Origin of the sequence: Pseudomonas oryzihabitans (assembly GCF_001518815.1) — a bacterium.
Lineage (GTDB): Bacteria > Pseudomonadota > Gammaproteobacteria > Pseudomonadales > Pseudomonadaceae > Chryseomonas > Chryseomonas oryzihabitans_E.
This window is the reverse complement of record NZ_CP013987.1, coordinates 2,173,195-2,187,500: the sequence shown is the minus strand read 5'-3', so window position 1 is coordinate 2,187,500 and position 14,306 is coordinate 2,173,195. Positions and strand designations below refer to the sequence as shown.

The window sequence follows — 14,306 nt, the reverse complement described above, 5'->3', positions numbered from 1 at the left end:
AGGCTGAGCCAGATGTCGCGGCAGACACTTTTGTCTGCCGCCAAGATAGTACCCGTGATCTGAACGTGTTGATCGCTAGTGACCACAAGTCGACGAATCTCTATCTTTAGCCAAGCATGCTTGAGGCGATAGTGTCGCCCAAGACTTGCAGTCGTCGCGACCGGGGCGAATCGTCGGTTTCCTGCCGCGACTGCAGCATGAGGAACTGAGCGGTAGGCAGCTCAGGCATAACGCCCTTTTCCAGCAAATGCAGGCCCTGCCCTACGACGGCTGACGTGTTCAGGCAAGCGATACCAAGCCCTGCGTGTAGGGCGGCCTGCAGACCTGTAACCCCTGAAGCGATATGACTGACCGTATAGGGAATTCCTTCGGCCTCAAGGCGGCTACACGCCAATCGATGCAGGGAGCAACCTTCCGGCAATAGTGCCAGGGGTAGCGGCCGCCCTTTTTCTATCAGCTCCTTGCCCAAGGAAGTCACCCAAACCAGTGCTTCCTGATGCAAAAGACTGACCCTCACCCCGGCCGCAGCAGCCTTTTGCTTGGCCTTGAGGCTCATCACGATAGCCAGATCCAGCTCACCATCGCGGTGTGCAGCTTCAAGCTCGTCACTCCTGCCTATCCGCGTACGTAAGCGCAGGCGAGGCAGTTGCTGATGGAGGCGAGCCAGCAGGCGCGTGAGTTCGGCCGGACGGAAATAGTCCGTCACCCCCAGGCAAGCTTCGCCTTCAAGAGGAGTCTCGTGGAGATCGCGCCATGCCGCATCGGCTAGCGCTAATAGAGGCCTGGCATGAGCCAGCAGACGTTCGCCTGCGGCGGTAGGCCTTACTCCACTTTTGCTACGAATCAGCAAAGACTGACCAGCGCGCTCTTCCAGCTTGCGCAACTGCTCACTCAGCGCCGACTGCGAGAGACAGCGCAAGGGTACGGCTGCGGAAAGGCTACCGGCATCAGCTGCCATGACCAGGGTACGAAGATGTTCTAGATCGAAACCCTGCATGGTTATCCATTCCTAAAGCCGATGGATAACACTTTACCTTCCCGCTTTTCCGCTGCAAGCATAATGTTCAGAGTAGAACCCTCAACTCGAGGAGATACTCAATGCCCCATATCACGCTTCATCTGTCTGGCGACCGTGACGAAGATGCCGCCCAACGTGCGGTGCTGCTTATAAATGGTCTTGTTGCGGACTACCTAGGCAAGCGCCCCGACGTCATGGCAACCACTGTTCATTACGTTCCAGATACGGATTGGTTTCTTGGCGGACAGTCGCTGGCAACGCTCGGCGGCAGTGCCTTCCATCTCGACATCAGCATCACCGACGAGACCAATACCAAAGGCGAAAAGGCGCGCTTCCTGCGCGAGGTACAGTCGGCCATGGCAAAGTTGAGGCCCGACTTGCATGACCTCTGCTATGTGCATCTAATCGACGCCCGAGCGACAGCTTATGGCTATGGTGGCCGGAGCCAGGAATGGCGGCACCAGCAGGCTGGGGTCTAGCCTGCCAGACGACAGCCGCCTTCCCCGAGGCGGCTGCGTGCCCAGACCTTATTCGATCACATCGAAGTCCTTGAGATGTTCCTCCGACAACTCGAGGCCCAAGCCGGGTTTGTCGTCGTCGAGCTGCAGGTAGCCGCCGACCGGCTGAGGTTCGCCCTTGAACACGTAGTAGAAGAGCTCGTTGCCCACTTCCACGTCGAAGACCGGGAAGAATTCGGCCATGGGCGAGGCGGTACTGGCCATGGTCAGGTGGTAGTTGTGCATCTGGCCGGCGTGAGGAATGACCGGGACCGACCAGGCTTCGGCCAGGGCGTTGATCTTGCGGGCGGCGGTAATGCCGCCAACGCGGTTGGTGTCGTACTGGATGACGTCCACGGCACGACGTTCGAGCAGGTCCTTGAAGCCGTAGGAGGTGAATTCGTGCTCGCCGCCGGAGATGGGCATGAGGCCCATCTTCTTGAGTTCGACATAGCCTTCGATGTCATCGGCGATGACCGGCTCTTCCAGCCAGCGCGGTTCGAATTCCACCAGCTTGGGCAGCATGCGGCGGGCGTATTCCAGCGTCCAGCCCATGTAACACTCCAGCATAATGTCGACGTCGGGACCAGCCAGTTCGCGCAGGGCACGCACCTGCTCGATGTTGCGCCGCATGCCGGCAGGGCCATCCTTGGGACCGTAGCCAAATCTCATCTTGAGGGCGTCGAAGCCCTGACTGAGATAGCCCTGGGCTTCCTCCAGGAACAGATCCAGGTTGTCGTTGGCGTAGAGCTTGGAGGCGTAGCAGGGAATCTTCTCCTTGGTGCGGCCGCCCAGCAGCTTGAACACCGGCTTGTTGACGGCCTTGCCCATCAAGTCCCAGAGCGCCAGGTCGACGGCGGAAATGGCGGCCATGCCGATGCCCTTGCGGCCCCAGGCGTGGGTGCGACGGTACATCTTCTGCCAGAGGTATTCGTTGTCGAAGGGGTCCTGCCCCATCACGATGGGCGTTAGGTACAGGTCGATGATCTCCTTGGCCACTCGTGGGGCGAGGGCGCAGTTGCCCAGGCCGACCAGGCCGCTGTCGGTCTCTATTTCCACGACCAACCAGCCATGGAAGCGGAAAGAGCCCATGGCGTCGCCGCGCTCATAAAGGATGTCAGTGGCATTGGTGCAGAAGTGCGCCTGGGGCGGGACGACCTTGCCTTTCCATTCGAAGACGCGGGTACGGACGCTGGTAATTTTCATGGTGCGGTTCCTTTTCCGGGGATGAGCGAGGCCTGCCGGCGCTTCAAGCCGGTTCGGCGAATTCGGAAAGCGCCTTTGAGCGCCTCGGTATAACTCAGTAGCGGGAGCTACCCAGGCGACAGGCGATCTCGAAGGCCTGGCGCGTGGCGCCGACGTTGGCGCGCCCCTGGCCGGCGATGTCGAAGGCCGTCCCGTGGGCGGGGGTCGCGATGGGAATGGGCAGGCCACCCTGCACCGTGACGCCACGCGAGAAGCCCATGAGCTTGATCGCGATCTGGCCCTGGTCGTGGTACATGGTCACCACGGCGTCGAAGGCGCGAGCATCGCCCTGAACCTTGAGAAAGATGGTGTCGGCCGGATAGGGACCGTCGGCAGCGATACCCAGCGCCTTGGCGCGTTCCACCGCCGGGCCGATCAGGTCCAGCTCTTCGCGACCGAAGCTGCCGTTGTCGCCATTGTGCGGATTGAGTCCGCAAACGCCGATGCGTGGCCGAGCCAGACCGCTGCGCTTGAGTTCGTTGTCGATCAGCTGGATGGCCTCGATCACTCTTTCCTGGCTGAGCAGGCCGGGAACCTCCTTGAGCGCGACATGGGAGGTCACGCGCGAGGTCCAGAGATCATCCAGCACATTGAATTCGCAGAACGGTCCCTGGTATCTCAGGTGCTCGGCGAACCAATGCAGCTCATCGTTGTGGCCCATACCCGCCAGGTGCAGGGAGGTCTTGTTCAGCGGGCCGAAGAGAATGGCGTCGGTATGACCGGCCTGGGTCAGGTCGAGCGCGACAGCCAGGGTATCCAGGCTGTAGCGGCCACCGACGATGCTGGCTTCACTGCGCGCGAAGGCACCTTCGGCAGCGCCGCGATAGGGATACAGCAAGGGTATGTCGTCCTGAAAATTCAGGGCCTCGAGGCTGTCGATGCGCCGATAGGGAAATTCGCAGCCGGCGATGCGCATGCCCGTACGGGCTTCGTCCTCGTCGGCGATGAGCACCACGCGGGCGCGGCTACGTACTTCGGGATCAGCTAGCAGCCGGGCGATCAATTCGGGGCCGATGCCGGCAGGATCGCCCAATACCATGGCCAGGCGAGGAAGGGTGGGATTGCTCATGCGGAGGTCCTCAGATAGGTGTCCAGGCGAATGACGTCGGCCACGGGGCGATACAGGCGCTGGGCGGTGTCGTGGAAGAGGTGGCGCTGGGCCGGTGCGGGCAGGTCCGCGACCAGACGCTTGAAGCCACCGATGATGGTGTCGTAGCTGCCGCACAGGCGGTCGACGGGAAAGTTGCTGGCGAACATGGCGCGCTCCGGGCCAAAGATGGCGATGGCCTCGCGGACGATCCAGGCGTTGTCTTCGACGCGCCAGGGCTGGCCTGCAAGGCCGAGCCCTGAGATCTTCAGCGCCACGTTGGGCCACTCGGCCAGGCGTGCCAGGGCCGCTCGCCAAGCGGCCAGACCCTGAGGACTGCGATCGGACGGCAGCCCCGTATGGTTGAGGATCAACTGGATGGCCGGAAAATCCCGGGCCAGGCGTCCGGCCTCGTCGAGATTCCACCAGGGCGTCTGCAGATCGAAGTGCAGGCCGTGGCGCTGCAGTTCGGCATAGCCACGGCGCCAGCGGTCGTCGCTCATCAGGGTGCACTGGCTACCTACCTCGGCCAGGCAAGTCGGACCGCCTGGCTTGTGTCTCACGCTGCGCACACGCTCGAAGGCAGCCTGGTCAGCCAGCAGGTCGGCAGCGTCTTCAGCATCCAGCCAGGCCTGGGCGACCACGGCATTGGGCACGCCATGGCGCTGCGCCAGCTCGTGGATGTAACGGGTTTCGCCCAGGGGATCGCGCGGATCCCATTCGGTCTCGACGTAGACGGTCTGGACCACATTGTGACCGGCGGCGTCGGCGAAATAGTGCTCCGGCAGGTAGTCGCCCTTGATGGCGCTGTAGTCGCCGTAACGAAAGGAAATGGTCTCGGCCCCGGACAGCCAGGGATGGAAGTTGCGCTCGGGCTCCCAGAAATGATGGTGAGCGTCGATGATGGGACCACTGTAGAGCTCAGCCATGTTGCACCTCCCGCTCGTCCAGGGCGATCAGCAGGGTGCCGAGGATGAACAGGCCCGAGCAGAGGGCGAAGAAGCCCAGTACCGCCGGATAGCCGCCCAGATGTTGCAGCAAGAGGCCGACCAGGATGGGCACGGCGATACCGCCGAGACTGCCGGCCAGATTCATCACTCCGCCGATCAGACCCACTCGCGCTGGCGCCGCCAGTAACGCCGGGAAACTCCAGTAGAGGCTGCCCCACATGAGGAAGAAGGCAGTCAGCGACAGCAGCGCCACGGCAGCGTAGGGATCGGTCAACTGCGGCAGCAGCAGAAAAGCCAGCAGCGCTACCAGCCCGGAGCAGGACAGCAAACCCTTGGCCGCCAGCCCGCGACGCACGCCCTTGCGCACCAGCAGGTCGCAGAGGAAGCCGCCCACCAGGGACCCGGCCGCGCCGCAGAGGAAGATGACGAAGGTGGCAGCGCCGATGCCCTTGATATCGAATCCCCGGGCCTGGGCGAGGTAGCTCGGTCCCCAGGTGAGCAGGCCGAAGAACACCATGGCCCAGCTGGCGCGACCGAGCAGGATGCCCGCCAGGGAGCGGCGGGCGATGCCCAGCCCTTGCGCACCGGCCTTGGCCGCCTGAGCCACGGAGGTGCTGCGGCCTTCGTTGATACGCGCGAGCTCGGCGGCATTCACGCCCGGATGGATTGCCGGATCGTCCCTGAGATAGCGCCAGGCGAGCCAGGCCATGGCCAGGGTCGCGATACCGGCGATGAAGAAGGCGGTGCGCCAGGAGCCGAAGACGGCGATCAGGTAGGCGATGAGCAGACCACCCAGGGCCACGCCCAGGGGACCGCCGCAGTCCATCAATACCGCGCCACGGCCGTGTTCGCTGGACGCCAGCCACAGGGAATTGAGCTTGCCGCCAGCGGGAAACAGGGGAGCTTCGGCGGCGCCCAGGGCCACGCGGGCGAAGATCAGCGACAGCCCGCCAGTGGCGAAGGCTGCGACGGTCTGGAAGACGCCCCAGAGGCCGGTGGACCAGCCGATGACCCGGCGTGGGCCGTAGCGGTCGATCAGCCAGCCACCGGGAATCTGCAGGAGCGCATAGGCCCAGAAGAAACTGCTGAGGATCAGCCCCTGGATGGCGGGCGTCAGCTGGAACTCGCGGGCGATGGTAGGCATGGCAATGGACAGGGAAACACGATCCACCAGATTGATGACGGTTAGGCCAAAGATGATGGCGAAGATGCGCCAGCGGACCCGGGAGGGCTGCAGGGCCGTGGGAAGGACAGCGGCGTCCTCATGGCGGCTGGTGCGAGATGTCGAGAGCATGGCGTGGACCCCTGGGATTCTTGTTATGGGTGTTCAGCTGCCGGCTGGCGAGATCGACTATCTGGCGTAGGCCGATAACCGTCTAATCAAATCTGCGCATAGGCGTATAGCCCCAGGATATAGGTCAGGCGACCGTATCCTGCCTAGGCGCTCTACCACGCACCAGCCAGCGCTCCTGCCCATATGGCATAACTCCAGGCTATCGGTGCATGCCTATTTTTGAGTGGTCGCGAACGCCTTGGGCTGCGCACACTCGGCCACCGACAACAACGACAAGAAAGAGGTAGTCCCATGCGCAGCCCTTCCCTGCTAGCCACCCTTCCCCTGTATCTCGCCGCTACGGTAGTGCCCCTGGCCCACGCCGCCTGGCAGCCGGAAGGCAAGGTCGAGATCGTCGTCGCGGGTGGTCCCGGTGGCGGCACCGACCAGCTCGGTCGGTTGATCCAGTCGATCATCACCCAGCACAAGCTGCTGGACGCCAGCACCGTGGTGTTCAACAAGGGCGGCGGCAATGGCGCTGAAGCCTTTCTGGAAATGAAGCTGGCCAAGGGCGAGGCGGACAAGCTGGTCATCGCCACCAACAATGTCTACTTGCTCCCCCTAACCGCCAAGCTGGGCTACCAGCTCGACGACCTCACACCGGTGGCGGCCATCGCCGAAGACGACTTCATCCTCTGGACCTACGCCGATGCGCCCTGGAAGGACGCCCGTGGCTATGTCGATGCCATCAAGCAGGACCCGGCCGGCAAGCGTATGGGCGGCAGCCAGTCCAAGGACGTAGATCAGACCCTGACCCTGCTGCTCAACCGCACCGAGGGCACCAAGCTCACCTACATTCCGTTCAAGAGCGGTAGCGAAGCCGCGACCCAGCTGGCTGGCAAGCACATCACCTCCAACGTCAACAATCCCAGCGAGAGCCTGAGCCAATGGCGTGGCGGTCAGGTGGTACCGCTCTGCGTGTTCAGCCAGACGCGCATGGGCTACACCGCCAAGGTCACCGACACCCAGGCCTGGTCCGACGTACCCACCTGCAAGGAGCAGGGCCTGGGCATCGACCAGTACCGTTTCCCGCGCACCGTGCTGCTGCCGGGCGGAGTCAGCGAGGAGCAACGCGCCTTCTATGTGGAGCTCCTGCGCAAGGTGAGCCAGACGCCGGAGTTCAAGGCCTACATCGAGCGCAATGCCCTGGTGCCGACCTTCCTCGAAGGCCAGGCGCTGCAGGACTACATCGCCCAGGACACCGCTCGGGTCACCCCGGTATTCGAGGCAGCCGGCTGGCTCAAGCGCTGATCGGCGCAACGACACAGGAGAGACGGCCATGGCCGGAGATTCCCTGATCACCACCCGCTGGGTGGAACTGGGCCTGGCGGCCTTCACCGCCGGGCTCGGCGGTATCGTGATGTTCGGTAGCCTGGAACAGGGCATCGGCTGGGGCGATGCGGGCCCGGAACCGGGCTACTTCCCCTTCTACATCGGCCTGCTGCTGACCCTGGCCAGCCTGGCCACCGCGCTACAGGCGCTATGGCGCTGGCAGGCGTTGCGTACCTCTTTCGTCGAGCGCGCGGCCTTTGGGCAGGTGCTCCGGGTCTTTTTGCCGATGCTGGCCTTCGTCGCCGCCCTGCCCCTGCTGGGTCTCTATCTGACGGCCTTTCTGTTCATCGCCTGGTTCATGGCGCGGGATCGCCAGCGGCAACGGCGCTATGGCGTGCTGCAGATCCTGGCCACTGCCGGCGGGGTGAGCCTGGCCAGCTATCTGATCTTCGCCCTCTGGTTCAAGGTACCGCTGGACGCCGGTCCCCTGGCCGATCTGGCCCGCCTGCTGAGGACAATGTCATGAGCGAATTGGATTCCCTGATGCATGGGATGGGCATGATCCTGTCCTTCCAGCACATTGGCCTGATGGTGATCGGAGTACTGCTCGGCATCCTGGTGGGCGTGCTGCCCGGCCTGGGCGCGCCCAACGGCGTCGCACTGCTGCTGCCGCTGACCTTCACCATGAGCCCCACCTCGGCCATCATCCTGCTCTCCTGCATGTACTGGGGCGCGCTGTTCGGTGGTTCCATCACCTCCATCCTGTTCAACATCCCCGGCGAACCCTCCTCGGTGGCCACTACCTTCGACGGCTACCCCCTGGCCCGCCAGGGGCGCGCCGGGGAGGCTCTCACGGCGGCCTTCACCTCGGCACTGCTGGGCGCCCTGGTCGGGGTGCTGCTGCTGACCTTTCTCTCCAGCCGTATCGCCGCCTTCGCCATGGAATTCAGTTCGCCGGAATTCTTCGCCGTCTACCTGCTGGCCTTCTGCACCTTCATCGGCATGAGCAAGAATCCGCCACTGAAGACGGTGGCGGCCATGATGATCGGTTTCGCCATGGCCGCAGTGGGCATGGATACGGTGTCCGGCAATCTGCGCCTGACCTTCGACCAGCCGGCGCTGCTCTCGGGCATCAGCTTCGAGGTGGCGGTGATCGGGCTGTTCGGTATCGGCGAGATCCTCTGCACCGTGGAGGAAGGCCTGGTCTTTCGCGGCGAGCAGGCACGGATCACCCTGCGAACCGTGCTCGGCACCTGGAAGCAGCTGCCACGCTACTGGCTAACCTGGCTGCGCAGCGCCCTGGTCGGCTGCTGGATGGGGGTGACCCCGGGTGGCCCGACCGCCGCCTCTTTCATGAGCTACAGCCTGGCGCGGCGCTTCTCGAAAAATCCCGAAGGCTTCGGCAAGGGCGAACTGGAAGGGGTGATCGCTCCGGAGACCGCCGACCACAGCGCCGGCACCAGCGCCCTGCTGCCCATGCTGACCCTGGGCATTCCCGGTTCGGCCACCGCGGCGGTGATGCTGGGCGGCCTGATGATCTGGGGCCTGCACCCCGGGCCAACCCTGTTCGCCGAACAGCACGACTTCGTCTGGAGCCTGATCGCCAGCATGTACCTGGGCAACGTGGTCAGCCTGATCGTGGTGCTGGCGACGGTACCGCTGTTCGCTGCCATCCTGCGCATTCCCTTCTGCATCATCGCGCCCATCATCTTTACCGTCTGCGTGATTGGCGCCTATTCGGTGCACAACAGCCTGTTCGACGTCTGGCTGATGCTCGGCTTCGGCATTCTTGGCTATGCCTTCAAGAAGCTCGGCTATCCCATCGCCCCGCTGGTACTGGCCGCGGTACTGGGCGACAAGGCCGAGGACGCCTTCCGTCAATCGATGCTGTTCTCCGACGGCCAGCTGGGCATCTTCTGGTCCAACCCGCTGGTGGGCAGCCTGACCACAGCCGCTCTGCTGATGCTCTGCTGGCCCCTGCTGGCGCGAGGACTCCAGGCGCTGCGCCTGGGCCAGCCACGGGCCAAGGTGCGCCCCTCGTGAATGCGCCGGCCTGGCGTGGGCGAGTACCGCCCGCGTCAGGCACTGACTCATGCGCTACCCTAGCCGGCTCCCCCGCACCCCGGTTGGCCAGCATGACCCGCATTCCCGACGCTCACACCATCCATAGCCGTCTGCGCCTGCGCCAATTGCGGCTGGTGCTGGCGCTGGCCGAATTCGGTTCGCTGCGCCGCGCGGCCGACGACATCGGCATGACCCAGCCGGCCGCCACCAAGATGCTCCACGAGATCGAGAGCCTGCTGGGGGTGGGCCTGTTCGAGCGCCTGCCACGAGGCATGCGCGCCACCGCGTTCGGCGAGACGGTGATCTACTACGCGCGGATGGTCTTCGCCGAGCTGTCGGGCATGCGCGAAGAACTGGTCGCCCTGGAATCGGGCAATCTCGGCCGGGTCGCGGTAGGTGCCATCCCGGCGCTGGCCTCGGGGCTGCTGACCCGTACCATCGCCACGCTCAAGCAGAGTCATCCGCGGCTGTCCATGTCGATCCAGGTGGACACCAGCGATGTGCTGGTCCAGGCGCTGCTGCAGGATCAGCTGGACGTGGTGCTGGGTCGCATTCCCACCGGGGCCCGCGCCGAGGAGCTGCTGTTCGACAGCCTCGGCGAAGAGGTGCTCTGCGTGATCGCCGGGGCGCAGAATCCCCTGGCCCAGGCCACGCACCTCACTTGGGGCGCGTTGCAGGAGCACACCTGGGTGCTGCAGCAGCATCCCAGCCCCATGAGGGCCATCATCAACCAGGCTTTCCACGATGCCCGGGTAGACATCCCCGGCAGCATCGTCGAGACCACGTCCATCATGACCCTGCTGGCCCTACTGCAGCAGACCGACATGCTGGGCGTCACACCGCTGTCGGTGGTCAACGACTACCCCGGTCGGCATCTCCTGGCCGTGCTGCCCATCGCCTTCGAACCCCGGCTGCCACCCTATGGGCTGATCCGGCGGCGCCATCGGGTGCAATCCTCGGCCATGCAGACCTTCATGGCGGCGGTGCGCAGCGAGCATGGACGCTTGCGCCAGGACGAAGGCTGAGCGAGTGGTGCGGGTCCATTGATTGCCCCACCCACCCAGCTTGGGCATAGTGAACCGGCCTGCCAGACGCCGGAGCCAACCACCATGCTCGCCTTGTCGCCTCTCGCCCACCTTGCTCCCTGCCGGGGTCGCCCATGACCCAGCGCATCATGCTGCTCACCGGCGCCAGCCGCGGGATCGGCCACGCCACCGTCAAGCTGTTCCGCAGCCTGGGCTGGCGCCTGCTTACCGTCTCGCGTCAACCGTTCTCCGAAGAATGCGCCTGGCCCGAGGCGCGCGAGGCCCATATCCAGGCCGATCTTGCCGACCTTTCCCAGATCGATCGCCTGGTCGCCATCGTTCGCGAGCGCCTGCCCAGCGGCAAGCTGCACGCCCTGGTCAACAATGCCGGTATCTCACCCAAGGGGCCCGATGGCAGCCGCCTCGGAGTATTGGCATCGGATGCCGACACCTGGACCCAGGTACTCAACGTCAACCTGGTCTCCACCGCTCTGCTGGCCCGCGCCCTGTTGCCAGAGCTAGAAGCGGCCCAGGGCAGCATCGTCAATGTCACCTCCATCGCCGGCTCACGGGTGCATCCCTTCGCCGGGGTAGCCTACGCCGCGTCCAAGGCGGGCCTCGCCGCCCTGACCCGCGAACTGGCCCATGAATTCGGCCCCCGGGGCGTCCGTGCCAACGCCATCGCCCCCGGCGAGATCGCGACATCCATCCTTTCGCCCGGAACCGACGGCCTGGTAGAGGCCGAGGTCCCGCTCAAACGCCTGGGCACCCCTGATGAAGTCGCCGAGACCATCTACTTCCTCTGCAGCGAACGTTCCTGCTACATCAATGGCGCCGAGATCCATATCAACGGCGGTCAGCACGTCTAGGCGGCGCCCCGTTCTGGAGACTGTCCGCGAAAACTCGTGACGGGCAGCCAATAAACCACTATCGACTCTTTGGCCAGCGGCTCGACGCCAGGCAGGAATACCTGCTTAACGCACTATATATGTTATGTTATAACGTAAGTTAAATCCAGAATTTACTATCCCAGGGATGCAGCCGCCCTACAGCCTCTTCTATCTGTGATGACCATGACTATCCAAGCCAACCTCCCCAGCAAGAAACTCCCTGTCACCGTGCTGTCCGGCTTTCTCGGCGCCGGCAAGACCACCTTGCTCAACCACATTCTCAACAACCGCGAGGGCCGTCGGGTGGCAGTCATCGTCAACGACATGTCCGAGGTCAACATCGACGCCGCTCTCGTCCGTGACGGCGGCGCCGAGCTGTCACGCACCGAGGAAAAGCTGGTCGAGATGAGCAACGGCTGCATCTGCTGCACCCTGCGCGAAGACCTGCTGCTGGAAGTGGAGCGCCTCGCCCAGGACGGCCGCTTCGATCAGCTGGTCATCGAATCCACCGGCATTTCCGAACCCCTGCCGGTGGCCGAGACCTTCACCTTCGCCGGCGAAGACGGTCGCTGCCTGGGCGATGTCGCCCAGCTCGACACCCTGGTCACCGTGGTGGACGCCTTCAACTTCCTGCGTGACTACGCCTCCAGTGATTCCCTGGATTCACGCGGCGAATCACTCGGCGAGGAAGACGAGCGCACCGTGGTCGACCTGCTGATCGAGCAGATCGAATTTTGCGACGTCCTGGTGGTGAACAAGCTGGATCTGGTCGAACCGGCGGAGCGCGACCGCCTGCTGGCCATCCTGCGCAGCCTCAATCCCCGCGCGCGCCTGGAATTGGCGAGCTTTGGCGCCGTGCCGCTGGAGCGCGTACTGCAGACCGGCCTCTTCGACTTCGACGAAGCCGCCAAGGCACCGGGCTGGCTGCAGGAACTGCGTGGCGAACACACGCCCGAGACCGAGGAGTACGGCATCTCAAGCTTCGTCTACCAGGCCCGTCGCCCCTTCCACCCCGAACGCTTCTTCGCCCTGGTCGAGCAGGAATGGCCCGGCGTGGTGCGCTCGAAGGGCTACTTCTGGTTGGCCAGCCATCCTGCCCATGCCGGCACCTGGTCCCAGGCCGGCGCCGTCGCCCGCCATGGCGTGGCCGGGCGCTGGTGGGCCGCGATACCACCCGAGCAGTGGCCGGACGATGAAGAGACCGTCGCCTTCATCAAGGAAAAATGGCACGAGGGCGTCGGTGATGCCCGCCAGGAACTGGTACTCATCGGCATGAACATGGACGAACCCTCCCTGCGCGCCAAGCTGGACGCCTGCCTGTTGACCGATATCGAGCTCGCCGCTGGCCCCCAAGCCTGGGTAAAGCTGCACAACCCCTTCAGCGACTGGCCCCAGGCCTCCGCCCTCCACTGATCCGAGCCCTGTCGATGAATGCCATCCTCCCCGATGTCTCCCTCAGCGAGACCGCTACCCTGCCCGCCGCGCTCGATTGGGTCGGTATGCAGCACATAGATCTCCCTCTTCGCCTCGGCGAAGGTGATCTCGGCGGGCTCCTGCCCGCCAGCGCCGATGTCCAGGTCGACCTGCCCGCGGCCACTGCCAAGGGCATCCATATGTCCCGGCTCTACCAGTTGCTGGATCGGCTGAGGACGGACGCGCCCTTGACACCCGAGCGGTTGCGCCTGCTGCTGATCGAAATGGTCAGCAGCCACCGCAGCTGTGATTCCCGCGCCGCCCGGTTGCGCCTGGATTTCGCCCTGCTGGTCCGTCGTCCCGCCCTGGTGACCGCGGAGCTCAGCGGCTGGAGACGCTACCCCGTGCGCCTGGACGCCAGCTGGGTAGCGGGTGTCTTTCAGCTCAATGCCCGGGTGGAAATCACCTACTCCTCCACCTGCCCCTGCTCGGCCTCACTGTCGCGCCAGCTGATCGAGCGGGCCTTTCTCGAAGAGCATGGGGCTGCTACCCAACTGGATCCCGCCACGGTCGCCGGCTGGCTGCGCCGCCATGCCTCCCTAGCCACACCCCACAGCCAGCGCAGCCTGGCACAGGTGCGCGTCGGGATACCTTTGGGTGCAGCCGATCTTGGTCTGCTGCCCCTGATCGAACGCTGTGAAAAGGCACTGGGCACCCCGGTACAAACCGCCGTCAAACGCGCCGACGAACAGGCCTTCGCTGCCCTCAACGGCAGTAACCTGATGTTCGTCGAAGACGCCGCGCGCCGACTACTCGTCGCCCTGCGCGACAGCTATCAGGACGTCAGCATCCACGTCCGCCACCTGGAAAGCCTGCATCCCCACGATGCCGCAGCCTGGGCCGGGACAACCAACTGATCCCTGTGCAAGACGCAGAGGCTCTGCCTCCAGCGCCGCCACTCGTCGTCTGTCCGTCGATACCGGGTATTTGCCGCTTTAATGAAAAACGAGGCGCCCACCAGAGGCGCCGCTCCTCTTTCGTCTTTCAGGAGAGGTTTCCGATGAGACCATCTGTTAAAGCGGCCGCCCTGTTGGCCCTGCTTGGAGCCTTCGGTACCAGCGTGGCACTGGCGGAAAGCCCGCTGGAAAAGAGCGTGCGTCAGGACGGGCGTGATACCCGTAAGGATGCCCACGACGACGCCAGGGAGGTCGACAAAGGTGCTGCCCACACCGCCGACGAAGCAGATCGTACCGATAACCACCTCGACAAGGAGCGGCATCGCGAGGACAAGAAGGCGGACAAGGAATACAAGAAAACCCTGTAGTCCGTATAGGTCAGGGCAAGGCCCGTGACGTCTACCGTCCCCGAGCGCTGCCCACTTACCTCGGCCGAATCCAGAGATCGATAAGCTGCCCTGGCTTCCAGTACCGCAAAACGTAGCTTCGAGTCTTTTCCCGACAGCCACCCAGGCTGCGTCCCGATCGCCGCCCGCGCCCTCGTCATCCCGCTGAA

General features: G+C 64.3%; 15 protein-coding genes (1 of these 15 running past the window's edge). 10 read left to right on the top strand and 5 right to left on the bottom strand.

Features of this window, described 5'->3' with window-relative positions:
• Window positions 1–7: the 3' end of a UvrD-helicase domain-containing protein gene (locus tag APT59_RS10140; protein ID WP_059314736.1), read on the top strand. Its footprint begins 1,916 nt before the window's first position; only the last 7 of its 1,923 coding nucleotides appear in the window; the start codon falls outside the window, past its left edge; its stop codon occupies window positions 5–7.
• Window positions 8–106: 99 nt separating this feature from the next.
• Here APT59_RS10140 and APT59_RS10135 read toward each other — a convergent pair whose 3' ends face one another.
• Window positions 107–997 carry a LysR family transcriptional regulator gene (locus tag APT59_RS10135; RefSeq protein WP_059314735.1) on the bottom strand — a complete coding sequence of 297 codons (891 nt, stop codon included), beginning with the start codon at window positions 995–997 and terminating at the stop codon, window positions 107–109.
• A gap of 101 nt (window positions 998–1,098) precedes the next feature.
• Between APT59_RS10135 and APT59_RS10130 the strand changes: the two genes are divergently transcribed.
• Entirely contained in the window at window positions 1,099–1,497 is a 399-nt protein-coding gene (locus tag APT59_RS10130) for a tautomerase family protein (protein WP_059314734.1), read from the top strand.
• A gap of 48 nt (window positions 1,498–1,545) precedes the next feature.
• Here APT59_RS10130 and APT59_RS10125 read toward each other — a convergent pair whose 3' ends face one another.
• The 4 genes from APT59_RS10125 to APT59_RS10110 all read right to left on the bottom strand — a co-directional run bounded on the left by APT59_RS10125 (window position 1,546) and on the right by APT59_RS10110 (window position 6,091).
• Window positions 1,546–2,721 (bottom strand): L-rhamnonate dehydratase, encoded by a 1,176-nt coding sequence (locus tag APT59_RS10125; protein WP_059314733.1) that lies wholly within the window; start codon window positions 2,719–2,721, stop codon window positions 1,546–1,548.
• Between the two features lie 94 nt (window positions 2,722–2,815).
• Window positions 2,816–3,829, bottom strand: a complete 1,014-nt coding sequence (locus APT59_RS10120; RefSeq protein ID WP_059314732.1) for a 4-hydroxythreonine-4-phosphate dehydrogenase PdxA — start codon at window positions 3,827–3,829, stop codon at window positions 2,816–2,818.
• Entirely contained in the window at window positions 3,826–4,776 is a 951-nt protein-coding gene (locus APT59_RS10115; RefSeq protein WP_059314731.1) for an amidohydrolase family protein, read from the bottom strand. Before APT59_RS10115 ends, APT59_RS10120 begins: the two co-directional genes overlap by 4 nt.
• A complete protein-coding gene (locus APT59_RS10110; protein WP_059314730.1) occupies window positions 4,769–6,091 on the bottom strand; it encodes an MFS transporter in 1,323 nt (440 codons plus the stop codon). Before APT59_RS10110 ends, APT59_RS10115 begins: the two co-directional genes overlap by 8 nt.
• Window positions 6,092–6,382: 291 nt before the next feature.
• Between APT59_RS10110 and APT59_RS10105 the strand changes: the two genes are divergently transcribed.
• The 8 genes from APT59_RS10105 to APT59_RS10070 all read left to right on the top strand — a co-directional run bounded on the left by APT59_RS10105 (window position 6,383) and on the right by APT59_RS10070 (window position 14,118).
• Entirely contained in the window at window positions 6,383–7,381 is a 999-nt protein-coding gene (locus APT59_RS10105) for a Bug family tripartite tricarboxylate transporter substrate binding protein (RefSeq protein ID WP_059314729.1), read from the top strand.
• A gap of 28 nt (window positions 7,382–7,409) precedes the next feature.
• Complete coding sequence (locus APT59_RS10100) at window positions 7,410–7,928, top strand: tripartite tricarboxylate transporter TctB family protein (RefSeq protein ID WP_059314728.1); 519 nt, start codon at window positions 7,410–7,412, stop codon at window positions 7,926–7,928.
• Window positions 7,925–9,445 carry a tripartite tricarboxylate transporter permease gene (locus APT59_RS10095; RefSeq protein ID WP_059314727.1) on the top strand — a complete coding sequence of 507 codons (1,521 nt, stop codon included), beginning with the start codon at window positions 7,925–7,927 and terminating at the stop codon, window positions 9,443–9,445. Before APT59_RS10100 ends, APT59_RS10095 begins: the two co-directional genes overlap by 4 nt.
• 92 nt (window positions 9,446–9,537) lie before the next feature.
• Window positions 9,538–10,491: a LysR family transcriptional regulator gene (locus tag APT59_RS10090; protein ID WP_059314726.1), complete on the top strand. Its 954-nt coding sequence runs from the start codon at window positions 9,538–9,540 to the stop codon at window positions 10,489–10,491.
• 134 nt (window positions 10,492–10,625) lie between these two features.
• The gene (locus tag APT59_RS10085; protein ID WP_059314725.1) at window positions 10,626–11,360 is read left to right on the top strand and encodes an SDR family NAD(P)-dependent oxidoreductase; all 735 of its coding nucleotides are present in this window, start codon (window positions 10,626–10,628) and stop codon (window positions 11,358–11,360) included.
• A gap of 198 nt (window positions 11,361–11,558) precedes the next feature.
• Window positions 11,559–12,794, top strand: a complete 1,236-nt coding sequence (zigA, locus tag APT59_RS10080) for a zinc metallochaperone GTPase ZigA (protein WP_059314724.1) — start codon at window positions 11,559–11,561, stop codon at window positions 12,792–12,794.
• A gap of 14 nt (window positions 12,795–12,808) precedes the next feature.
• Entirely contained in the window at window positions 12,809–13,711 is a 903-nt protein-coding gene (gene folE2, locus APT59_RS10075; protein WP_059314723.1) for a GTP cyclohydrolase FolE2, read from the top strand.
• Between the two features lie 143 nt (window positions 13,712–13,854).
• On the top strand, window positions 13,855–14,118 hold the full coding sequence (locus APT59_RS10070) for a hypothetical protein (RefSeq protein WP_059314722.1): 264 nt from the start codon (window positions 13,855–13,857) through the stop codon (window positions 14,116–14,118).
• Window positions 14,119–14,306 lie beyond the last annotated feature (188 nt).

Excerpts from the sequence above, each read along its gene's own strand:
- APT59_RS10085 (WP_059314725.1), top strand. The coding sequence starts at position 10,626 with ATGACCCAGCGCATCATGCTGCTCACCGGCGCCAGCCGCGGGATCGGC.
- APT59_RS10105 (WP_059314729.1), top strand. The coding sequence starts at position 6,383 with ATGCGCAGCCCTTCCCTGCTAGCCACCCTTCCCCTGTATCTCGCCGCT.
- zigA (WP_059314724.1), top strand. The coding sequence starts at position 11,559 with ATGACCATGACTATCCAAGCCAACCTCCCCAGCAAGAAACTCCCTGTC.
- APT59_RS10090 (WP_059314726.1), top strand. The coding sequence starts at position 9,538 with ATGACCCGCATTCCCGACGCTCACACCATCCATAGCCGTCTGCGCCTG.
- APT59_RS10070 (WP_059314722.1), top strand. The coding sequence starts at position 13,855 with ATGAGACCATCTGTTAAAGCGGCCGCCCTGTTGGCCCTGCTTGGAGCC.
- APT59_RS10100 (WP_059314728.1), top strand. The coding sequence starts at position 7,410 with ATGGCCGGAGATTCCCTGATCACCACCCGCTGGGTGGAACTGGGCCTG.
- APT59_RS10135 (WP_059314735.1), bottom strand. The coding sequence starts at position 997 with ATGCAGGGTTTCGATCTAGAACATCTTCGTACCCTGGTCATGGCAGCT.
- APT59_RS10120 (WP_059314732.1), bottom strand. The coding sequence starts at position 3,829 with ATGAGCAATCCCACCCTTCCTCGCCTGGCCATGGTATTGGGCGATCCT.
- folE2 (WP_059314723.1), top strand. The coding sequence starts at position 12,809 with ATGAATGCCATCCTCCCCGATGTCTCCCTCAGCGAGACCGCTACCCTG.
- APT59_RS10095 (WP_059314727.1), top strand. The coding sequence starts at position 7,925 with ATGAGCGAATTGGATTCCCTGATGCATGGGATGGGCATGATCCTGTCC.
- APT59_RS10130 (WP_059314734.1), top strand. The coding sequence starts at position 1,099 with ATGCCCCATATCACGCTTCATCTGTCTGGCGACCGTGACGAAGATGCC.
- APT59_RS10115 (WP_059314731.1), bottom strand. The coding sequence starts at position 4,776 with ATGGCTGAGCTCTACAGTGGTCCCATCATCGACGCTCACCATCATTTC.
- APT59_RS10110 (WP_059314730.1), bottom strand. The coding sequence starts at position 6,091 with ATGCTCTCGACATCTCGCACCAGCCGCCATGAGGACGCCGCTGTCCTT.
- APT59_RS10125 (WP_059314733.1), bottom strand. The coding sequence starts at position 2,721 with ATGAAAATTACCAGCGTCCGTACCCGCGTCTTCGAATGGAAAGGCAAG.